Source organism: Bacillus sp. KICET-1, from assembly GCF_027721405.1.
Lineage (GTDB): Bacteria > Bacillota > Bacilli > Bacillales > Bacillaceae > Bacillus > Bacillus velezensis.
Window position 1 is genome coordinate 902,336 of sequence record NZ_CP113515.1, and the last position, 20,577, is coordinate 922,912.

Below are 20,577 nucleotides of genomic sequence, written 5' to 3' on the forward strand. Positions count from 1 at the left end.
AACCCCCTGACTTTGCAATTGTAATCAGAAAATACTGTAAATTTATCTGACGAATACATTATAAAGGTCTTTTTTTGGCAAAAACAGAGTGTAAATAACCAGAGCCAAAGGAAACGGCATAGCGCTTTCTTCTTAAAATATATAACATTTCCTATATCTGTTTCTGTTTATATTGTAAAATGTTGAAGGAAAGGAAGTTGATGCATAAATATGAATACGTTTGTACGGCCCGCAGAGGGAAGAAATAGTGTATCGAGATATCTTCTTTCTCTGTTGGTCATTGTGGGTTTGTTCTTTTTCGGAAGCATACTGACCGTGTTTTATATGTTTCTCACGTCCGCTTTCAATCCTTCACTGACGATAAATTGGGATGAGGCGGCATTAAGTGACCCGCTGGCGGATATTTATTTACAGCATATCGTCTATTTCATTGCGATTCCGGGCATTTGGATAGCGGTTCGTTTCATTATGAAACGGCGGTTTTTATCCATCATCACACCGAATCAGTCGCTGAACTGGAAGAGGATTTTCTTTGGATTCGGCACATATGTTGTGCTGATGTTTGTCGCGGGGCTGATTGATTTTACAATTCATCCGGATCGTTTCATGCTTCAGGAATTCCATGCTTCACGTTTTCTGCTGCTGTTAGCGGCGGCCGTCTTATTGGTGCCGATTCAAACCTCTGCGGAGGAATTTCTCTTTCGCGGTTTTCTGCTTCAGTTCGCCGGAAAATTGACGGCAAACGCGGTGGTTCTGACGGTCATTATCGGCGGATTATTCGGCGCACTTCATTTCGGAAATCCGGAGATGGAAAATGGAGCTCTCTGGGCGGGAATCGGATATGTCACCATTGGCATGATCTGGACCTTTATCACGATTAAAACCGGCAGTCTGGAGATGTCCCTTGGCGGTCACGCTGCCAATAATATGTTTTTATTTATCTTTCTCACAGAGGATCATTCGGTGTACGGCGGCATTCCGTCGATATTTACAACAGCAGCCGGCGGCTATGAAATATATGATTGCATATCGACTCTGGTGATCAATATTATCTTCGCATGGCTCGCGTTCCGTTTTGTGAAAAAAGAAAAGCAGCAGGCCGCCTAGGCTCTGCTGCTGATTTGTAAGGTGTTCATCGCTTCATCAATATCCGTCGTCGGTCTCCGGCAGGCGAAATTTTCACAAATGTAGACAGTTGTCTTCCCATCGATCATTTGATAACCCGCGGCAAAGTCAGAAATGCCGGCAAGCTCTTCCGGATGTTCTGCGGCGAGAATCGTATAGGCGGGAGTGAAATGCTCCTGAAGCGCCTCAATGAAACGTTTTCTGTCCGGGTCATCTTTCCTTCCGAAAACAACGATTTCTTTTTGGGGCATTGTGTGTGCCAGTACGCTTTGCATGAAGAAAGCGTTGCTGCTCGGATAGGCCTCTATTTCCCGTTTGAACACGGAAAACATCGCTTCGGCTTTTTCAATCAGTGATATGTCACCCGTCAGGCGGCCGAGACGAAGCAGCTGTACGGCAGCCGCGCTGTTTCCGGAAGGCACTGCCCCGTCATAAACCTCTTTTTCCCTGACAAGAAGGGTTTCGGCATCATTCCCCGTAAAGAAGAAGCCTCCGTGCCGTTCATCCCAGAACAGCTCCAGCATGCTTGTACATAACGTTTTCGCTTTCTGCAGATAAGACGGATGAAAACCCGCTTCATACAGTTCAAGGTAAGCCCAGATGAGAAAAGCGTAATCATCGATAAACCCTTTGTTTTTCACTTCGCCCTCGCGATAGCGGACCATGACGCGCCCGTCCGGCATGAGGTGCCGTTCGAGAAAGCGGATCGCTGTTTCCGCCATGCTGAGAAAGTCAGGCTCGTGAAATACCTTTGCGGCCTTTGCCAGCCCGGCAATCATGAGCGCGTTCCATGAGGTCAGCACTTTGTCATCTGTATGCGGATAGCTTCTGTTTTCACGCGCCTCCAGCAATTTTGTTCTTGCCTCTTCAAGGCGTTCGGCCAGCTCATTTCCGGTGAGGCCGGTCTCTTCGAGGATGGCCTCACGCCGCGTGAAAATGAGGTGCGGGATGTTTTCGCCTTCAAAATTGCCTTGATCTGTGATGTTATACACCTTGCAGTAAAGCGGGCCGAGTTCATCACCGAGAAGATTCATGATTTCTTTTTTGGACCATATGTAATATTTCCCCTCACGGCCTTCAGTATCGGCGTCTAAAGCTGAGAAAAAGCTGCCGTCTTCATGCATCATTTCCCGCTGAATAAACGTTACGATCTGCATCGCAATCTGTTTGTAGCGCTCATTGCCCGTGACTTGGTAGGCTTCTGTATATGCGGTCAGGAGAAGGGCGTTGTCATACAGCATTTTCTCAAAATGCGGCACGAGCCATTCATTATCAGTCGAGTAGCGGGCGAATCCGAACCCGATGTGGTCAAAAATCCCGCCGTTCGCCATGCCGTCGAGTGTCTTGGTTACGCCGGCCAAAGCCTGTTCCTTGCCCGTATAGCTGTAGTAGCGAAGCAGAAACATGAGCATATGCGGCATCGGAAATTTCGGAGCCTGGCCGAACCCGCCGTACACCGTATCAAACCCGCCGGCCAGCTGGCGATACGTGTCATGAACCGCCTGTTCGCCAAGCATGCCCTCGGCCGGGTGAATCTTGACTTCAAGATGAGCGGCGGCGTTTTCGGCGATATCCTCGACATGCTGCCGGTCATTCGCAAACGTTTCGGACAGATGTTCAAGCACATCGATAAAACCCGGACGGTTAAATTTGCTCGTCTTCGGAAAATACGTCCCCGCATAAAACGGCTTCTGATCTGGTGTGACGAACACGTTCAGCGGCCACCCGCCCTGCCCCGTCATCAGCTGGCAGATTCTCATATACACGGAATCCACATCAGGCCGCTCCTCACGATCAACCTTGATGGCTATGAATTTATCGTTTAACATACCGGCGATCTCTTCGTCCTCAAAGGATTCGTGGGCCATTACATGGCACCAATGGCAAGTCGAATAGCCGATGCTGACAAGAACCGGCTTGTTTTCGCGTTTCGCTTTTTCGAAGGCTTCTTCTCCCCAAGGGTGCCAGTTTACGGGGTTGTGGGCGTGTTGAAGTAAGTACGGTGACTTCTCTGTGATTAAGCTGTTGGGTTTGTTATTGTTTGGCATGGGATCACCTGCTTTCTCTTAAATTAATTAATCATAATTATATTTCTCAGTGTGTTGAGAAACATGTACCTAGCTTTATGATTGTGCTTTTTCAGTCATTTCTTATTTTTGTGTTTTATTTTATCTGGGCTAATTCTTTTATACAACTAGGTATAAAGGTCAAACCAGTTACTCCAAATTTTCCTCAAGGAAATGAATTAATTCTTGGCCTCCTATTAATTCCAACGTTGGCTTATCCCTTACGTATTCTAGAGCCCCCTTAGTGAAACCTTTATTAACAATCAAACTTGTTGCTTTTGCTAGAGCCTCCCCTAATGCTCTTGCCCTTTTTACATCTACATTCTTTTTGTGTCTTTTACATTCAATACTTATTCTGTGCTATGAACAAGTATAGAAGATATTATATTGTCTATTAGGATGATAGGGGGTTATTGACTTGGATGTGTTGCATGAATTGAGGGCGCAATATGGCAAAGACAGAATTTATGTCGAGATAAATGACCGTATTACAACAAGAGAAAAAAATCGAACCTGTAAAAGTTGATCTTCGACATTACCTTTCAGGCGATGAAAAACTTGGACATCGAGTCTATCTTCAAACTAATCCGCGGCGGAACAGACGGCTCCCAGCTGTATACATGGGGGGCCTTGCCACAAATATCTTAATACCTGCGGGCAAACTTCACGGCAAATACAAAATATATTTCCGCCGACAATATGGTGAAAGCTGTGAATGTTGTTGTGGAAAGTGCGAAGTTGTTTGAGAAAAGAGCATAGCATACTAAAGACAACGACAGCAAAAGATAGAGCTGTCGTTGTCTTTAGCCTAAAAACATCATACTGCTAACGAAACTAATAAACTTTTACAATAAACTTTTGTACTGACACTCCATTACTTCCAATAATATGAAGATCAACAGTCTGATATTTATTCTCACTATCGTTTAAAAATGTGAAAGTTACCGTTCCATTTAATAATTGATAGGGTTTTAAATCCGAAATTTTTTCCCCTGTCTTATTATCAATAAAGTCTATTGTCTCAGTTTCTTCCTCACCTCTCATCATTCTGTAAAATTCAGGGTGAAGTGTAAGCTTATCTTTTGTCGTATTTTTTAATTCGATTGGGATACGATACTCTGTTACTTTATTTCTCATTTCATCAATTGTATTAATTTTCTTTGCTTTTCTAAACGTATGAGATATTTTTAGAAACTCAAACGTTTCATTCGTGGTAACATTTTTTTCGGTTACTTTATAGTTGGAGTACTCCCCATTCACTTGTTGGTATCGAAATAAGCTGATCAAAATGAAAAAAATAAAAAAAACGACCGTTACTAAAATGATTTTTTTTCTAGTCATTTTTCTTTTCCTTATCGATCATAGTTTCTTTAACAATTTTCCCAGACTCAATATCATAAATAATATCAGAAATCTTTTGAAGCGTTTCTCTATCATGGCTTGCAACCAGAATTGTTTTTCCTTCATTTTTTAATGATAATAGCAATTGGTGTACTGTTTTAACCGCTTCTTCATCCAAAGCATTAGTCGGTTCGTCCAAAATAAGCAACTCCGGATTTTCCATGATCGCTTGAGCGATCCCCAAGCGCTGTTTCATGCCGAGTGAATACTTTCTGAACTTTCGCTTGTCATTTGGATCAAGACCCACACGAGAGATTACAGCAGAAACTTCATGATCATTGATTTTATTTTGAATCATAGATAGCAATTTCAAGTTTGCAAAACCAGTATATTCCGGAATAAACCCAGGGTACTCAATTAATATTCCGATACTTTCAGGAAAAGAAATATTTTTGTGTAATACCTTTCCATCAATAATTACTTTGCCTTCACTTGGTTTCACCAATCCCGATAACACACGAAACAACATTGTTTTTCCAGACCCATTAGGTCCACGAAATCCATATATCATTCCCTTTTTCAAAGATAAATTTATATTTTTAAGAACAATGTTCTTTTTGATAACTTTGTTTACACTTTCAACTTTAATATATTCTTCTGACACGAGTTTCACCTCAATCAAAGTTCTTTTTCATTATCGATGCTGTATTCATTAAAATAATCTTGGTTGATTAAACATATATATAGAACTACAGCAAATATTATCCCGAAACCGCCAATTAAATAAATCATTTCTGAAAATAATCCGGGTATCAACCAAGACGTCATTTCTAATGAAATCGGGTCATTAATTAAAGAAAACTCAAAGTAAGTATGAAGCATCTTATCAAGAATGACCACAGATGTGACAATGATAAAGCTGTATATGTACTTCTTAATAAACACATAACAAACGACTGCAAATAGTCCAATCATATGAAACAACAATAAGCTTGTAATGATATATCTAACCATCATCACATTCGATGAATAGTATTGATCCAAAGGTAATTTATTGCCATATAAAAAATAAGGAGCCCCTTCTGGCGATAGCCATACATTATCCCATCTTCCAGACAGAAAAACGCCGAGAAGGACTCCGCCAACGAGATACAGAATGGTAAACATTAAACAAATCCAAAAAACACGAGATAATAATGATAAAAATACTCTCTCTCGTTTTTGATAACGAATAAAACGGACTGAATCAAAAAAAGGCAGTACCCCGAAAGAAAGGAACATTAAAAACAGGGGCAACACTGGAAAGGCAAATGTATAGGAAGAGAAAAATAAATTAAGCGCCTGAGGCGGTCCCATTATCCCTTCTTTCGGAACACCTTCTTTTACCAGATATACTATACAAAGCAAAAAACACAAGAACCAAAAGCTTAAACGCCTTTTATGACGACACATATCTATTAAAACAAAACGAAGCTCGTTAACGAACAACATTTTTCTTAGCTCCTAGAATATATAGTAAAAGACCTAAGATGAACCCAACGATCAAGTGTAAAATAAGACTCTTCAAACTAACACCATCTGTAGCCTGTTCCTGCAAAAAGCTGGTTGAAATCATTTCTTGATGGCCAATCGTTGAAAGCAGCATGTTAATTATGTATAAACTTGCAAAGGGTATAAGTAAAACTATAAATGATCTTTTGATAAACATTCCCGCTCCCAAAGCTATACTTGCAAACATGCCGGAAAAAATGCCAATGATAATTACATATAACATCATATGAACAAAGGGATGTGTATAATATAATTCTGGAAAGAAGGTATTATCAGATGCCAAGGGCATCTCGTTGTTAATAGCTCTATCAGGCCTTATATTTGGAAGTTTCATAAAAGACAAATAGATATTTAACAATAGAGGAAAAATGGCAGTCACGACTCCAGCTAAGAAATTAATGAAAAATAAACTGAAAAAGTATTGTGTATGCTTGCCTCGGATCATTAAAAAACGAATAAACCCAGTTGAACGATCTCTTGCGTAAAGATCCGATAATGGAAGTGTTGCCAGAATTGGGAGCAAGAACATGTAAAGAGCCGGATAATCGGAGATTCCACCTATCCCCATCCATTTTGTATAGGGGGTAAAAGAAACCCCTCCAGTTAGTTCCAAATGTTCTGTTAATGGCATTTCCTCTGTCCAAAAATAGGCCGTGGCCAAAACTGCTCCAATTGCCAATGAGACATAAAAAGACGGTCGTTTTAGTAATCGAAATAGCAGTAAATAAAACATAAATTTCCTTCTCTCGCTTTTATTAAATATAGAAGCGACTCAGAAAAACCTGAGTCGCCGACTTTCATATGACTTTTTCATAATTTCAGTCTTCTGATCTCATCAAGGACTCTTTGGATCATAATCAGGACTCCACTTACCATATGCATGACCAGCTGCATTTTTCTTTGCACCTATTGTAACAGAAGGTGTTCCCAAGCCAAACCATGTGTTTTCAACAGCCAAGTTCCATAGTAGTTTTCTTCCATAGTAGTTTTTCTTTATTGTATAATAGTGCCCGCCTGAAACATCTTTTCCGCGAGATCTTGCCCAAGCTTCATAAGAAGTATTATTTTCTGTATTAAACATATAATAATAAGAATCAGTAAATTTTGTTCTGGATTTGGTTTCGTCATAAGGGTTTCCTTTTAGAAACCGAAAATTATAATCTGCATTCTTATAGTTTGCGGTTGGTTCTCCTGCATAAGCATGCATAATTCCTATAGTAGAAAGAGATAATCCCAGTACTAAAGTTAGTGTAGTTATTAGCTTCTTTATCATGTGTTTCTCCTTATTGTTTTTCTAAAATAAAAAATTTATCTGCAACGCCGATGCAATCACCATTTTTATTTAACCAAATCATTCTTAGCGCTATCTTTGCTTTTTTGCCTTTAAATTTAGGCAAATTGATTAAATAATCATGGTCTGCATCTTCTCTTTCGTAAGACTGTTTCCAACTATATGTATGTCCTTTATCATCTTTAACCTTTCCCAATATGGTTGACGGAAACGGCTCTTTCTGACTAAAGGTCATCGCCAGTTCATAATTCTTAGGAAGCGGTCCGACTTCTATTTTCTTGCCTTTAAAAACCCTATCAATTCTCACATCATTATTTTTTATTTGGCCTTGATAATAATGATTACCCTCCAACTTATTCCAAAATACAACCTCGAATAAACTTCGACCTTGTTCGGTATCAAAATAAAAAATATTCGGTCTTTCTTTATTGTTGTTATCCAAATCTTCAATCCTTATAGAAGGATCTGGGGTTTTTTCTTTTATTACGTTATTGTATTTGTTTGTTTGACATGCACTAAGCATAGTTATAGCAATTAGACTAAAATAAACCAAAAATATTTTTTTCACTTTCTTCTCCAAAAAACCCTTAATTTGTACCGGTACTAAATGATTATAACATATATTAAAAGAAAATAATACCTTTTAATTTATTTATTTCAAATGCTGTGTTATGCTAATACCTAGTTGATTTATAGGAAAGGAATTTATTTTATGAATAGTTTATTCTTGCTTTTTAAAAGGGACTTGGCCCTTGGAGTTAATAAAACCACCAGGGTTTTCATTATATTATTTATGATTGCGCTATTGAATTTTCTTTATCCTCTGTATTTTCTTCGTACTAACATACCTGACAGTTCTATTGCCTTTTGGGATCTCATTGGTAAAACCTTTTTAGGTGTCCCTTTTGAACTTGTCCAACAACATACATTTGAGTTTCCTTTTGGGTGGTTACTATTTCAGTTAAGCGGGGCAATATTGATCAACACATACATAAAGGATGATCTATTTGCTCACAGTGCTTTTGTCAGGATCAGAGCAAAATCAATATTCAAATTATGGGTAAGCAAGCTGTTTTTTTCTTGTACTGTAATCATTGTGTTTTACATATCATTATTGTCCTTAACTTGGGTTGTTTGGAAATTGAGTGGGGGTACAACATGGGAGTTGACAGTTTACGGCGAAAGCATTTTGAGATACTCATCATTTCAATTATCCTATAGTCAAATAATTATTTATTCTATTGTTTTAAATATAGGCGGAACATTTCTCATTACTTTTATTTTTGCATTTTTTTCGTTAATCTTTAGTACAATTTATAGCTTCGTAATTTGTAGCTGTATTTTGTTTTTCTCAATTTTTTCAGATAGCCCGATATTACTTGGAAATGAAAGCATGTTGATTAGACATCCTTTATTTGGTTTCTCTCCTGTTGTTTCTATTAGTATTTCATTAGTCACAATACTTACTGTTTGTATTACCCTCTTAATTGGAGGAGGTTTATATCTATCAAAGTGTGAATTGATATCTGATGCAAAAATGGAATAATATATCTTAAACACACTAATCTGGGGTCTAGAAATTTAAAGTAGCTTTTGAATTTATTATCAAACTTTTTTCCTTGGTTTAAAACTGGATCTTCGACTTGCTGAAATAAAAATTCAGCACATGCTGTGTATCTGGAGCCTTTTGTATCCCCCTTTTCTGAATCCGTCAGAACAATACTTACATTGGCGAATGACAAGCAACCCATGATTATACTCTTGTATGAAGTGTGAAATAAAAAAGCTATACCCTACAACGTCAATTCGAATAAGAAACCACGGATAAAAGTATCCCCCATGCCGTCTTCATCTTTTGGGACAATGACTTTGAAATAGTCGGTAAAAAGCGACGGAACTGTTAATTGCAAAAAAGGCTGCCGGCACATCATCTATATCAACGGGAAGTATATCCTCCCGCCGATGCATATTAAAACAATGGATAAGAATGGCCATGTTTTATATTTGGGAAATTTATTGAAAATTTTAACTCCGGGGTTAAGGATTGGATGGATAGTGGGGCCGAACCAGGATATTAAATGCAGATAGATTACGGATGCAGGTTCATTATCCCAAAGGTTGCAGCGGGAGTGGTTTATATCCGATCAATATCAGCAACACTTAGAACATGATAATAAGTTCCTACAAACCATTCAGCAGTTTTTATATCTTTTAAGTATATTTTTCCTTCTTTAATTATTAGATGATCTAAGAAATGATCAACTTCCTCCATTGTGATGTTTTCGTACCGATACATATCTCTTAAGGTATAATCGATTCTGTCAGCGCATAACTCAGGAGCTGGCTGTTCGAGCAAATTCCAATTAGAGGTGTCTAATAGAATGTCTTTGTAATTTAATCCATATGTACTGAGAATATGGGGGATTTCTGAATCAGTTATGATTTGATGATAAATGTTTTCGTGATAATCCTCATTTTTATTGTTAAATACAAAATCAATAACGTGTGAAAATGCAGTATGAGATACATCGTGAAGTAAACCTGCGATCTGTTCTTCTAAAGAGCCGCCCAATTTTTTTATGAGAAGCATTACGCCTATGGAATGTTCATACCTCGTGACATTCCACTTTTGATTCACAACATAACTTGCTCCTCCTTGGTAAACACCTTTTAGTCTTTGTACTGGATGACTGAAAATAAGCTCTTCAAGAATTCCATCTACAACATAATCGCCATAAATACTATCTGTTATCTTCATTTTCCTTACCCCCCTTTTATGCGCTAAGCATGGCAAAGAAGCTGCAACCTATCGCATCATGGATTTTCTTCCTTTTAATATTGATATACTTAACATATCACAATTCTGAAAAATTCAGTTGAGCCTGATTATATTTGCTTTCAAATAGATAAAACACACCCCGACGACTGTGACTGCTCCGCCCAAAAGAGAAATAAACGCAGGTACTTCACCTAACCACACCCAAGAAATGACCAAGGCTATAGCGGGTGTTAAATAAAGTGAAATGGTTGCTTCTGAAGCACCGACGAGTGAAGTTACATAAGCAAGTGCAAAGTAAGGCACAACCGTTGGTAATAAACCTAAGTAAACGATAGACAATGTTGAGTTCATTGAAGCGTTCAAAAACTCTTCCCCTAAGCCAGGCAGAAATACAAGCATAGGTACTGTCCCGCCCCAAATAGTGAATGTAACGAATGGAATAAATCCATATTTTTTTATATAGCGAGCTTGAAAAACGAAATAAATACTCTCCGAAAAAGCTGCCAGCAGGATTAACAAAATGCCGTTCACTGAATTTGTATAGTTTCCTGCCCCAAATGAAATGATCGACACACCCAATAAACTTATGATAGAGCCAATCCATTTATAAAGCCCAAAATGTTCACCAAAAAACAGACGGGATAACATTGCAGAAAAAATAGGTGTCATGGTCACGAGTAAGCTTGCTGTCCCTGCGCTGACTGTTTTTTCTCCGATATTCAGCAAAATGTGATATAGTGCAAAACCTAAAAATCCTAACGATAAAATAGCAGGAACATCCTTCATGTCAGGTAAACGCATATGAGTCAAAATAGCAAAAACCACCAGCACCATTGACCCAATCAACAAGCGAAACAAAGCGAGGTGTTCCGGCGTGTAACTCTCCAAACCCGCGCGAATTCCCGGGAAAGCTGATGCCCACAACCCAATCATCAGACTGTAAGATATACCGATTCGAACTGTTTTCTTTCGCATCTTTCTCACTCCTCTTTACAAAAACCAACCAGTTATTTAATGTGTTTCTATATTAATAAAGATTTGATGATATGACTTCAACCAGTTAAATAGATTTTGACCCAACCACTTTAAGGAGGATACTTTTTATGAGCGCTCCAGAAGAAAAAAAGATGAAAAAGCTTCCTAAGTACATACAAATCATTCAATTTATAAAAGAGAAAATAGGAAATGGAGAATGGCCGATTGGAAGTAAGATTCCAAGCCAGCGCACGCTTGCCAAACACTTTGAGGTGAACAGGAGCACAGTCATTACAGCTTTAGAGGAATTGACGGCGGATGGATTAATCGAAGGCAGAATGGGCAAAGGGACAGTTGTTACGAACAATACATGGACACTTTTGGCTAAGAATTCCGCCCCCGATTGGGATCAGTATGTAACCTCCGGAATCCAGCAGCCAAGCCAAAAAATCGTTCAAGAGATCAATAAATCAGAATCAAATTCCGATCTTATACAGCTCAGTAAAGGAGAACTTTCACATGAGATTTTTCCTTTAGCTGCTATGAAAAAGATGATGGGAAAGGTATCTCAAAACATAGAGGCATTCGGGTATGAGGAACCAAAAGGATATTTGCCTTTGAGAGAGGCATTAAGCGGCTATTTAAGAACAATCGGTATTCAAGCTTCATCTTCTTCCATTCTTATTGTTTCTGGAGCGCTGCAAGCCTTGCAGCTGATATCAATGGGGCTTTTGCAAAGGGGATCGACCGTTTATCTTGACCAGCCTTCCTATCTTTATTCATTACACGTATTTCAATCAGCCGGTATGAAGCTGACTGGAGTTCCTATGGATAATGATGGACTTTTGCCGGAACATATCCACATGGCAAGGGGGGAACGGGGAAGGGCTATTTTATATACAAATCCTTGTTTTCATAATCCGACAGGTATTTTAATGTCAAAAAAGAGGCGAGAAGAAATCCTTGCGGCAAGTGAGAATGCACAGCTTCCCATTATTGAAGATGATATTTATCGTGAGTTATGGATAGATGAAATTCCTCCAGATCCTATTAAAACAATAGATAAAAATGGACATGTGCTTTACATAGGAAGTTTATCTAAGACATTAAGCCCCGGCTTAAGAATTGGATGGATCGTCGGGCCGGAACCAGTGATTGAACGTTTATCCGACATAAAAATGCAAACAGATTACGGCTCCAGTTCGTTATCCCAGAGAGTAGCGGCAGAGTGGTTTACATCCGGTGAATACCAGCAGCATCTAGAACAGGTGAGAAGTCAATTAAAGGTGAGAAGACAATTGGTCATGAGTCTCTTAGAAACCAATTTGAAGAATGTCGCTACATGGAATATGCCGAAGGGAGGATTCTTTGTCTGGGTAAAAATATTGCCTTCACTATCTATGAAATTACTTTATACAAAAGCTTTGACAAAAGGGATACTTCTCAATCTCGGCAGTATCTATGCTCAAGAAAAAGGGAACTATATTCGCTTATCATATGCTTATGCATCTCTTGAAGACCTTCAAAAGGGAATTTATGAATTGGGTTTGATGATTAAGGAATTGGCAAGCAGATAAATATATAATGATTACTTTAATAGAAAGAGACATGCTATCAATGACAAGAATCGGCTTGTTTTCGCGTTTCGCTTTTTCAAATGCTTCTTCTCCCCACGGGTGCCAGTTTACGGGGGTGTGGGCGTGTTGGAGTAAATGGAGACATCTCATCGATTAATCTATTGGGTTTGTTGTTAATTGGCATGGGCTCACCTGCTTTCATGATCCTGGGAAGTTTTCGAGATAAAAAGAGAAAACTCCGGTGATCAAATTCGATTAAGTTAAATGGCGAATTGTTCGCTGACTACGGTTGGGGTACTGGTTTAAAAATAATGAGGAGAACTTGATATTCAAAGAACCGTAAGAGAAAGATTATCTTTAAAACCGTCACTAGCAGAAGTCTTCAAAATTATTTAAGTTAATATGCCAGTCTTTATTGAGATTTGTTTTAAATATGTATGTATTTGAAGGTCAATTTTCTTTATAGTGACTAGGAAATACACTACTTTATAACTGCAATTTATTAATGAAATATTTCCTAAAATAACTTTGATTTTTAATTGTAGATTGATATAATATATTTGTTATTCTTGGCCAAGGATGAGAATATTTACAAATCTTCAAAAAGTGGTGTTATCAATTAAAAAACCTCATATTTTATTATTTATATTAATCTTTACATTAGGTTTTTTTGCGTGCTTTTTATTCATTTTTAAGCATATAGAGAGAAATGGAACAGAAAAAATTAATCATAACCGTGTACAAGAAGTACCGTGGGGGGTGAAAAAAATCAATGCTGCTTCAATATGGACTTCAAGAGAGAAACAGAAAGTGAAAGTTGCTATATTAGACAGTGGTATTGATAAAGAGCATAAAGATTTAAAAGGGAAAGTTAAAGGAGAATTTAATCCAATAAACATGACTTTAACCTCAGATGATGATGTGGGGCATGGAACTGCTATTGCAGGCATTATAGCAGCAAAAGATAATAGTTTTGGATTAGTTGGAATTGCTCCAGACACTGAAATATATTCAGTTAAAGTACTAAATTCAAAAGGAAAAGGTTCATTAGATAACCTTGTTAAAGCTATAGAGTGGTGTATTGATAATAATATTCAGGTAATAAATTTGAGTTTTGGATTATCCAAAGATAAACCGTTGTTAAGAGGTGCAATTGATAAAGCAGTAAACAGTGGGATCATAATCGTTGCGGCCGCAGGTAACAATTATGGCGGAGATGTTGATTATCCAGCAGCTTATGAAAAAGTTCTCTCTATTAATGCTGTAGATAGAAATAATAAAATAGCTAACTTTTCACCTAAAGGAAAGATTGACTTTTCTGCACCTGGTGTAGATATACCGATACTATCCCTCAATAATGGATATAAAACTGAAAGTGGTACATCTTTAGCAGCTGCACATGTTACCGGTGTAATATCATTAATTTTACAAAATAGAGATAAATTTGGAATTAATTCAAAAGAGGATATTTATAATCAGGTTAACCATGTATTGTTCAAATTGTCCATCGATCTTGGAAAGAAAGGAAGAGATGAAATTTATGGAAAAGGTTTTTTATCTTTTAAGTAAAGGGGTTAATTTGAATGAAATGTTTTAAAAAGAGTATTGCAGTTATTTTAAGCCTAGTATTAACTTTCACTTTTATTTTACATAATGAATCAAAAGCTGAGGCTTTAAACAATAAGGATTACCAAATTGTAACAAACGATGAAGAGAAATTAGTAATCACAGCAGAAAAAGGCGGAGTTAAAGGTTTAATGACTTTAGATAAAGAAAATATGAAACTTTCATTAATAACCGATGAAATTTCGCAGAAGACTGGTGAAAAAGGTAAAGAATATAAAGTTAATATTGAAAATGCTACAAATGAGAAGATAGAAGCAACTTTTACTGATACGGAAACAAATAAAAAATATGAGATTAATTCAGATGAGGTAACAGCTTCTTTTGTTTGGTTTATACCTATAGGAATAGTTATTGGAGAGGCACTTTTAGCGCATTTAATTTCAATTGGATTAGCTGTGACTATTTCAGGAGTGACTTATGTTGCCTATTCTGAGTTTAAGAAGCGTAAAAGAACCTATTCTCATTATATGGCAGTAAGAAAGTCTAAAGGATTATTTATCGGTAATGGTTTGAAAAGACCTGCTGCAATTGCACGCCTTAAAAGGGGTGATGACACTTGGTCTACGTCGAAGAACAATGCCAAATCTATTGCTAAAGCCGCAAGTCCGATTAAAAAAATAGTTGGTCCGGAGATAGATAAAAAGGGTAAAGGTAAACATTATCATTATCACTCGATCTCTAGGTATAAACATGGAAAAGGTGTCCGTATGAAAGCTCATGCTTTCTATGGTGCAGCAAGATAATATAGATTAATTTATAAACATCTAACTTTAAAGTAATTAAAAGATAGGAGAAGGAGGTAACTATGTTAATTATTGATCACAACCCAAAGGATCAGCTGTATTCAGAGTTAATTGATTTGGCTTTCGAAATTTGCGACGAATTTCATTTAGTTTTAAGAAAAGATATGGGATCTTTAAAATCATTCGATCCTCTGTTAAAAAAACTTGAAAGTTCGTTGAAAGTAATGAAAGAGCAATCAGAATGGGCCAGTACTATTCTAGGAGACAATCAAAAAGCAAAAGTTTATTACTATTATACAGATGAAAACGCAAAAAACATTCTGAAAGAATCCGCAAATTCTTTATATGCTTGGGAGCAGCCACATTTACCAGAAGACTTGTCTTTTTTCAAAGATGGAAAGGAGTGGTTGGTAACATGCTCTCATGAAGAAGAAAGTTATATCGATACTGAAGATGATAAAGAAATACAAAGAATATTGAGTATACCAGGATTAAAAGTGCATTTTGAAAAATGGGATTAAAACCATTCAACTTTTTATAAAAGAGTTGCATGGTTTTTAGTGAATAATAATATATATAAGTAAGGAAACCGTATAGAATGGTTTCCTTACTTATTAAACTAACATTATTCAATTGGGATTTTTCTTGTTTATTTCTTGACTAATACATATTGTTTATCTTCCAAATAGAATATATGACTAAGGTGATTTATATCTTTAAACTTTATATGTTTTCCAAATTGTAAAGTATTTAAATTGATAACTACATCCATACTGTCATCTTTATCTTCATCTTCATATCCATCTAAGCAGGAATATATTTCAACTGATTCACCTTTTGACAAGTGTTTTTCAATGAAAAGAAAAAGTGATTTAATAGATTTACGTTGGCCAGGTGTATTGTTGGCGTGTAAGTACCCTTGTAATTCATATATATAAGGATGTGTGAATTTGTTTCTGACTGCTTCATATCCAGGATCTAAATGAACAATATCAATTCCGTATGCATCTTCTTCTGTGTCATAAACCTTTACAAGTGAATTTTCGCTGTTCTTTCGATTTTTTTTAAATTGATAGCGTTTGTTGACATCAATTCCTTTTATTTCTAGTTCGGAAATGGGCTTAAGTGTAGGATTCCTGCCATACTCACCAATAGGAAGTTCTTTGTCAGCCCCAATAAAATGATGTAAAGTCAATCTATTTCCTCCTTTATTTTATACAACTAAAATACTCAATCTGACTTTGGATAATGAGATCTTTTTTGTTGTGTCTAACTATGATACTCCGTGTTTGCTTGCCTCATCAAGGCTTGATAATGTTTGGAGGCTGAAGATGGATGATGTGACTGATTTTTAGGCACAAGTTTTTCTTTAGGGAAAGAGGAACCGAATTGAATTAATTTAATTGTTATATTGTCGACGTATACTCCATCAATGTCCATTTAGATTGTATGTTTACAGCTGCAGCTTTTTCTTCGACTATTTCTAACGTTCTTTCAAGTTGATTATATATGTATCCGGAAAATTAAGTATACCGTTTGACCAATTCCAGCGTTATGAAGATTTCGTTGCCAGAATACCAACAATTGAAGAAAAATTGAAGCAGAATAGCATTAAATCTACTCTGCCGGATGCAGCGCCAACAAATCTGCATTGGGTTCTTCCTCAATATGTAACAGAAGCAGTGGAGGAATTTTTAAATCATTTGTCTTTATTATCTGAAGACCTTATTAATGGTGATACCTTACTGCACGCTCCGGTATGGGAACTATGCTGGGATCGTGTTCAAGCAGAAGAGGGTCTTCGTACCAATGTACCTGGATTCTATGTTGCCGGAGATGCCATTGGATGGGCACGCGGAATTATTCAAGCAGCGACTACTGGAATCGTTATTGCAAGAGATATTCTTAATGGTAAAAAACCTTGCGATAAGGAGCTGACATCTACTGTCTAAAAGGAGGACTAACAGTGGAAAAAACAGAGCACCCAAGAGTGGGAGTCGGAGCATTTATTCTGAATGAGGAACAGGAATTACTATTAGTTTTACGAAAGAAGGACCCCGAAGCTAATCATTGGAGTATACCCGGCGGTAAAGTTGAGTGGATGGAAAAGGCAGAAGATACAGTTATCCGTGAAATAAAAGAGGAAGTAGGGGTCACTATTCAGGTTGATTCTTTACTTTGTGTCACAAACCATATTTTACATGATGAGGAGACTCATTGGGTATGTCCGACGTATCAATGCAGTATTCAAACTGGGACTGTAAGAAACTGCGAGTTAAATGCAATAATTGATGTTGGCTGGTTTTCTCTTCAAAATTTGCCTGATCCCTTAACGTTAACTACTAAAAATGCTTTAGAGAGTTATCTTAATAAATTTGAAAGTCAGAGAAAATAAAAATGCATACAATTTTATTCGATTTAGATGGAACCTTGGTAAATAGTGAATGGTTGGCAAAAGAGGCTTATAATCATGGAATTGAAACAGTATTAAAGAGAAAATTAACGAATGAAGAGAGAGAGTCTCTTGTCGGTAAGCCTATTGCGGTTTTTTTGAGAAGATTTCCAAACGAGGCAGAGCAAATACGTTCCTCGATATTGCAGTATTTCGAAAATAAAATCCATCAAATCAGACCGTATCCGGGTGTTATCTCTTTGCTGGAAAGTTTAAGTGAAAGAGGATATGGTTTGGGGATTGTGACCTCACAATTGAAAAAATTTGCTTATGGCGAGTTAATCAATAATAAATTAGATGGGTTTTTTAAAGTCGTTCTCACGGCTGAAGATTGTGATGAGTACAAACCGAGTCCTAAGCCATTACTAACAGCGATAAATCACTTACATGCAGATATAAGCGATTGTTTATATATTGGAGATCAAATGACAGATATTGAGGCAGCTCATGCTGCTGATATGAAAAGTGCGGGCGCATTATGGGGAGAGGGGAATCTTACACACTTATCTGCAGCTTCACCGACATACTTTGTAAAAGAACCCCATCAACTTCTTCGGATTCTGCAAGACAAAAACTATTCCGCTGCTTTTTAACATTCTCACATTAAAGGATTCAGGATAAAAAAGCCGCCGACAAAGCGGCTTTTCTTAAGTTAAGATGCCAAATATAAAAAAAAGGCTAACCTCTGCTCTCCTTGTTTTATTCAAACTTCAATCTGTATGGTTATGTCTTTCCTAGAGGCACATAGGCTTGGTTTTTGAAGAGTAAATCTTTTTTGTTTTCGGTTGATCATATGTAAAAGCGATTATTTTAATCGCTTTTTGATACTTCAAAACATGCTAAGCTTTGACCTCTTTATCAGTAAGCACTCTTAAAGCATCTCTCACTTTTAAGGCGAAGTTGACAGGTTTATCAATCGATTCGAAATGAATATACATCAGTCTCGGTTTATCAAACAGCCAGTGATTGTGAAGTGACGTTACAGTCAGATCATGTTTCCGAAGGACGCTGATAAATGGATTGATTTCTTTTTGCAGAATTACAGTTTCTCCGCTGCAAAGAGCACGGCCGTCTTTTGTCATTGATTCAAATGAAAACATTTGCGGAATGAGCAAAAATGATCTTCCGGGCCGTCCCAGTACTACTGGTTTTATATTCGTTCGGGATCTCATTACTGTACAAATTCCATTTTCAAACGTATGCATGGTTCCGCCTAGAATATCGTTGAATTCGTCACAAAGACCATGCCGTTCAATCATTTCCCCGTCAGTTTTTGGTACCGCACGCACAGTTTTAGTAGTTAGAACTCTCAGGGCCTCTCTCACTTTTCTTGCAAAATTGAGAGGTTTATCAATTGATTCAAAATGCATAAACATCAGACGCGGTTTATCGAACAGCCAATGGTTATGAACGGCAGTTACGATGATACCGAATTTGCGCAGCTCACTCATTAACGGGTTCACTTCTTCTTGCAGTAAAACAGTCTCACCTAAACATAAAGCTCTGCCTTCCCGATCCATGCTTTCAAATGAAAAGGCCTGAGGAATAAAAGGAAATGCCTCGGCTCTTCTTCCGAGTACCACCGGATGAATGTTGCTTCGAAATCTTGTCGCCGTACATACGCCATTTACGACACTGGGCGTTGAATTGAGAATTCTAGCAAATTCTTTGCAGAGCCGTGATGGCTCCATACTCGTTTCTTCCACTTCATATCTCCTCCTGGAATCTATTTATAACGTACTTAGTATTAAAGATATGTGAAGATAGAAAGAATGTAACGCGTCAGCAGTCCATATTAGAGAGAATCAGCCTTTCTTGCATAATTCAGGATTTCATTCCCTTTTTATAATCTCTTTAACTGTTAATTTTTAATAGATTAAAAGCTTTTGATCGGACTATTTAAGAAATGAAAACACTATAAATTGGTAGTTTTATCCTGGGTTTGATTTTTTTAAGGCGTTCAGGCTAAGAAAAAAAGCCTTTATACAAGGCTTTCGGTAAATAATTCATACAGCCGTTTGGCTGCTCATTCAGTGACAGCTCACAGCTCTTTTGTCATCAAGACATGCGGGATGCCGTCTTCCATAAATTCCGGTGAATCTGTCTGATAGCCTAGTTTGTGATAAAAGCCTTCCGCATGTGTTTGTCCATGCAGTTTACATTGGGTGATGCCTTTTTCTTTTACCATGTTTTCTAATTCGCTTATGATGACTTTGCCCAACCCGTATTTGCGGTAAGGCTTCAGGATGCAGATTCGTTCGAGCTTGCCTGTATGGTTTACGATGCGGACGCGTCCTGTGCCGGCAGGCTGATTTTCATGATAAACCAAGACATGCCCGCACTGTTCCTGAAGCGTATCGAACTGGTCAAATTCATCGGATTCAGGTACTTGCTGTTCCTCAATGAATACTGCTTTTCTAATCTCAAGCGCTGCTTGTAAATCAATTTCCGTTGTTATCCTTTTTATCTGCATGATCAACCAATCCTTTTCACATGTTAGTCTGGACTGCACGGCTTGCTTGTGTTCTTATAGAAGTAACGATAAAACAATTATATTGCAAATGCAACAAAAACATGAAGGGTTTGAAAAAGATATGACTGATATTTTGCGGGAAATCGGCATGATCGCACGGGCATTGGATTCCATCAGCAATATTGAATTTAAGGAATTAGACTTAACAAAAGGGCAGTATCTCTATCTTGTGCGTATATGTGAAAACCCGGGAGTGATACAGGAAAAAGTGGCGGAAATGATTAAAGTAGACCGAACAACAGCGGCGAGAGCAATCAAAAAATTGGAAATACAAGGGTTTATTGAAAAGCGTCCTGATGATCAAAATAAAAAAATAAAAAAACTGTTCCCGACTGAAAAAGGGAGAAAGGTTTATCCGTTATTGCAAAGAGAAGGAGAGCATTCTGCGGAGGTAGCCCTGTCCGGCTTTACATCTGAGGAAAAAGAAACCATTTTCAGCCTTCTTCAGCGGGTGAGAAAAAATATAGAACATGATTGGGAATATGTGAAGAAGGGGAATAAAAGAGATTATTGATGGT

At 37.5% G+C, this 20,577-nt stretch carries 22 protein-coding genes and 3 pseudogenes; 11 read left to right on the forward strand and 14 right to left on the reverse strand.

What is annotated here, in order from left to right; translation table 11 throughout:
• The first annotated feature begins 210 nt into the window (after nt 1-210).
• Nucleotides 211-1,107 (forward strand): CPBP family intramembrane glutamic endopeptidase, encoded by an 897-nt coding sequence (locus OVA33_RS04635; protein ID WP_017418443.1) that lies wholly within the window; start codon nt 211-213, stop codon nt 1,105-1,107.
• On the opposite strand, the gene OVA33_RS04640 is transcribed toward OVA33_RS04635, so the two are convergent.
• The 8 genes from OVA33_RS04640 to OVA33_RS04670 form a co-directional block, all read right to left on the reverse strand.
• A complete protein-coding gene (locus OVA33_RS04640) occupies nt 1,104-3,173 on the reverse strand; it encodes a thioredoxin domain-containing protein (RefSeq protein ID WP_128974164.1) in 2,070 nt (689 codons plus the stop codon). The two genes, OVA33_RS04635 and OVA33_RS04640, sit on opposite strands and share 4 nt — an antisense overlap.
• A 168-nt stretch (nt 3,174-3,341) precedes the next feature.
• Nucleotides 3,342-3,545 (reverse strand): restriction endonuclease, encoded by a 204-nt coding sequence (locus tag OVA33_RS20660; RefSeq protein WP_079891343.1) that lies wholly within the window; start codon nt 3,543-3,545, stop codon nt 3,342-3,344.
• A 480-nt stretch (nt 3,546-4,025) separates the two neighbouring features.
• Nucleotides 4,026-4,532, reverse strand: a complete 507-nt coding sequence (locus tag OVA33_RS04645) for a hypothetical protein (protein WP_032865466.1) — start codon at nt 4,530-4,532, stop codon at nt 4,026-4,028.
• Nucleotides 4,525-5,196 (reverse strand): ATP-binding cassette domain-containing protein, encoded by a 672-nt coding sequence (locus OVA33_RS04650; RefSeq protein WP_025650112.1) that lies wholly within the window; start codon nt 5,194-5,196, stop codon nt 4,525-4,527. The genes OVA33_RS04645 and OVA33_RS04650 overlap by 8 nt, the downstream gene beginning before the upstream one ends.
• Before the next feature lie 14 nt (nt 5,197-5,210).
• A complete protein-coding gene (locus tag OVA33_RS04655; protein WP_025650111.1) occupies nt 5,211-6,023 on the reverse strand; it encodes a hypothetical protein in 813 nt (270 codons plus the stop codon).
• Nucleotides 6,010-6,816, reverse strand: coding sequence for a hypothetical protein (locus tag OVA33_RS04660; protein WP_025650110.1), 807 nt, complete (start codon nt 6,814-6,816; stop codon nt 6,010-6,012). Before OVA33_RS04660 ends, OVA33_RS04655 begins: the two co-directional genes overlap by 14 nt.
• A gap of 102 nt (nt 6,817-6,918) precedes the next feature.
• A complete protein-coding gene (locus OVA33_RS04665; protein ID WP_025650109.1) occupies nt 6,919-7,356 on the reverse strand; it encodes a hypothetical protein in 438 nt (145 codons plus the stop codon).
• Nucleotides 7,357-7,366: 10 nt separating this feature from the next.
• Nucleotides 7,367-7,942, reverse strand: coding sequence for a hypothetical protein (locus OVA33_RS04670; protein WP_076983302.1), 576 nt, complete (start codon nt 7,940-7,942; stop codon nt 7,367-7,369).
• 144 nt (nt 7,943-8,086) lie between these two features.
• Here OVA33_RS04670 and OVA33_RS04675 point away from each other — a divergent pair, with 144 nt between their 5' ends.
• On the forward strand, nt 8,087-8,920 hold the full coding sequence (locus OVA33_RS04675; protein WP_025650107.1) for a hypothetical protein: 834 nt from the start codon (nt 8,087-8,089) through the stop codon (nt 8,918-8,920).
• 407 nt (nt 8,921-9,327) lie between these two features.
• Nucleotides 9,328-9,540 (forward strand): annotated as a pseudogene (locus tag OVA33_RS04680) (PLP-dependent aminotransferase family protein); the annotation flags it as partial.
• A gap of 4 nt (nt 9,541-9,544) precedes the next feature.
• Here OVA33_RS04680 and OVA33_RS04685 read toward each other — a convergent pair.
• Nucleotides 9,545-10,132: pseudogene (locus OVA33_RS04685) on the reverse strand (HD domain-containing protein); the annotation flags it as partial.
• 114 nt (nt 10,133-10,246) lie between these two features.
• A complete protein-coding gene (locus OVA33_RS04690) occupies nt 10,247-11,128 on the reverse strand; it encodes a DMT family transporter (protein ID WP_025650105.1) in 882 nt (293 codons plus the stop codon).
• A gap of 128 nt (nt 11,129-11,256) precedes the next feature.
• Here OVA33_RS04690 and pdxR point away from each other — a divergent pair, with 128 nt between their 5' ends.
• Nucleotides 11,257-12,705 carry a MocR-like pyridoxine biosynthesis transcription factor PdxR gene (gene pdxR / locus OVA33_RS04695; RefSeq protein WP_014419376.1) on the forward strand — a complete coding sequence of 483 codons (1,449 nt, stop codon included), beginning with the start codon at nt 11,257-11,259 and terminating at the stop codon, nt 12,703-12,705.
• A gap of 42 nt (nt 12,706-12,747) precedes the next feature.
• Here the strand turns inward: pdxR and OVA33_RS04700 are convergent.
• Nucleotides 12,748-12,889 (reverse strand): annotated as a pseudogene (locus OVA33_RS04700) (DUF255 domain-containing protein); the annotation flags it as partial.
• 395 nt (nt 12,890-13,284) lie between these two features.
• On the opposite strand from OVA33_RS04700, the gene OVA33_RS04705 reads away from it, so the two are divergent.
• From OVA33_RS04705 to OVA33_RS04715, 3 genes are all read left to right on the forward strand, one after another.
• A complete protein-coding gene (locus tag OVA33_RS04705; protein ID WP_128974163.1) occupies nt 13,285-14,274 on the forward strand; it encodes a S8 family peptidase in 990 nt (329 codons plus the stop codon).
• A gap of 14 nt (nt 14,275-14,288) precedes the next feature.
• Nucleotides 14,289-15,074, forward strand: coding sequence for an SAR2788 family putative toxin (locus OVA33_RS04710; RefSeq protein ID WP_014419374.1), 786 nt, complete (start codon nt 14,289-14,291; stop codon nt 15,072-15,074).
• A gap of 62 nt (nt 15,075-15,136) precedes the next feature.
• On the forward strand, nt 15,137-15,595 hold the full coding sequence (locus OVA33_RS04715) for a hypothetical protein (RefSeq protein WP_014419373.1): 459 nt from the start codon (nt 15,137-15,139) through the stop codon (nt 15,593-15,595).
• A gap of 128 nt (nt 15,596-15,723) precedes the next feature.
• Here OVA33_RS04715 and OVA33_RS04720 read toward each other — a convergent pair whose 3' ends face one another.
• Nucleotides 15,724-16,269, reverse strand: a complete 546-nt coding sequence (locus tag OVA33_RS04720) for a hypothetical protein (RefSeq protein ID WP_025650103.1) — start codon at nt 16,267-16,269, stop codon at nt 15,724-15,726.
• A gap of 304 nt (nt 16,270-16,573) precedes the next feature.
• Here OVA33_RS04720 and OVA33_RS04725 point away from each other — a divergent pair, with 304 nt between their 5' ends.
• The 3 genes from OVA33_RS04725 to OVA33_RS04735 are packed head-to-tail and all read left to right on the forward strand — an operon-like array spanning nt 16,574 to nt 18,119.
• Nucleotides 16,574-17,026, forward strand: coding sequence for a hypothetical protein (locus tag OVA33_RS04725; RefSeq protein ID WP_014419371.1), 453 nt, complete (start codon nt 16,574-16,576; stop codon nt 17,024-17,026).
• A gap of 14 nt (nt 17,027-17,040) precedes the next feature.
• Nucleotides 17,041-17,469: an NUDIX domain-containing protein gene (locus tag OVA33_RS04730; protein ID WP_014419370.1), complete on the forward strand. Its 429-nt coding sequence runs from the start codon at nt 17,041-17,043 to the stop codon at nt 17,467-17,469.
• 2 nt (nt 17,470-17,471) lie between these two features.
• Nucleotides 17,472-18,119: an HAD family hydrolase gene (locus tag OVA33_RS04735; protein ID WP_014419369.1), complete on the forward strand. Its 648-nt coding sequence runs from the start codon at nt 17,472-17,474 to the stop codon at nt 18,117-18,119.
• A 246-nt stretch (nt 18,120-18,365) separates the two neighbouring features.
• Here OVA33_RS04735 and OVA33_RS04740 read toward each other — a convergent pair whose 3' ends face one another.
• Together OVA33_RS04740 and OVA33_RS04745 are read right to left on the reverse strand one after the other, a co-directional pair.
• Nucleotides 18,366-19,232: a DUF1259 domain-containing protein gene (locus OVA33_RS04740; RefSeq protein ID WP_021494606.1), complete on the reverse strand. Its 867-nt coding sequence runs from the start codon at nt 19,230-19,232 to the stop codon at nt 18,366-18,368.
• A gap of 335 nt (nt 19,233-19,567) precedes the next feature.
• Entirely contained in the window at nt 19,568-19,999 is a 432-nt protein-coding gene (locus OVA33_RS04745; protein WP_025650102.1) for a GNAT family N-acetyltransferase, read from the reverse strand.
• Nucleotides 20,000-20,120: 121 nt separating this feature from the next.
• Here OVA33_RS04745 and OVA33_RS04750 point away from each other — a divergent pair, with 121 nt between their 5' ends.
• Complete coding sequence (locus OVA33_RS04750; protein ID WP_007615031.1) at nt 20,121-20,573, forward strand: MarR family winged helix-turn-helix transcriptional regulator; 453 nt, start codon at nt 20,121-20,123, stop codon at nt 20,571-20,573.
• The last annotated feature ends 4 nt before the right edge of the window (nt 20,574-20,577 follow it).

Excerpts from the sequence above, each read along its gene's own strand:
- OVA33_RS04635 (WP_017418443.1), top strand. The coding sequence starts at position 211 with ATGAATACGTTTGTACGGCCCGCAGAGGGAAGAAATAGTGTATCGAGA.
- OVA33_RS04640 (WP_128974164.1), bottom strand. The coding sequence starts at position 3,173 with ATGCCAAACAATAACAAACCCAACAGCTTAATCACAGAGAAGTCACCG.
- OVA33_RS04645 (WP_032865466.1), bottom strand. The coding sequence starts at position 4,532 with ATGACTAGAAAAAAAATCATTTTAGTAACGGTCGTTTTTTTTATTTTT.
- OVA33_RS04655 (WP_025650111.1), bottom strand. The coding sequence starts at position 6,023 with ATGTTGTTCGTTAACGAGCTTCGTTTTGTTTTAATAGATATGTGTCGT.
- OVA33_RS04660 (WP_025650110.1), bottom strand. The coding sequence starts at position 6,816 with ATGTTTTATTTACTGCTATTTCGATTACTAAAACGACCGTCTTTTTAT.
- OVA33_RS04665 (WP_025650109.1), bottom strand. The coding sequence starts at position 7,356 with ATGATAAAGAAGCTAATAACTACACTAACTTTAGTACTGGGATTATCT.
- OVA33_RS04675 (WP_025650107.1), top strand. The coding sequence starts at position 8,087 with ATGAATAGTTTATTCTTGCTTTTTAAAAGGGACTTGGCCCTTGGAGTT.
- OVA33_RS04690 (WP_025650105.1), bottom strand. The coding sequence starts at position 11,128 with ATGCGAAAGAAAACAGTTCGAATCGGTATATCTTACAGTCTGATGATT.
- pdxR (WP_014419376.1), top strand. The coding sequence starts at position 11,257 with ATGAGCGCTCCAGAAGAAAAAAAGATGAAAAAGCTTCCTAAGTACATA.
- OVA33_RS04705 (WP_128974163.1), top strand. The coding sequence starts at position 13,285 with ATGAGAATATTTACAAATCTTCAAAAAGTGGTGTTATCAATTAAAAAA.
- OVA33_RS04710 (WP_014419374.1), top strand. The coding sequence starts at position 14,289 with ATGAAATGTTTTAAAAAGAGTATTGCAGTTATTTTAAGCCTAGTATTA.
- OVA33_RS04715 (WP_014419373.1), top strand. The coding sequence starts at position 15,137 with ATGTTAATTATTGATCACAACCCAAAGGATCAGCTGTATTCAGAGTTA.
- OVA33_RS04735 (WP_014419369.1), top strand. The coding sequence starts at position 17,472 with ATGCATACAATTTTATTCGATTTAGATGGAACCTTGGTAAATAGTGAA.
- OVA33_RS04745 (WP_025650102.1), bottom strand. The coding sequence starts at position 19,999 with ATGCAGATAAAAAGGATAACAACGGAAATTGATTTACAAGCAGCGCTT.
- OVA33_RS04750 (WP_007615031.1), top strand. The coding sequence starts at position 20,121 with ATGACTGATATTTTGCGGGAAATCGGCATGATCGCACGGGCATTGGAT.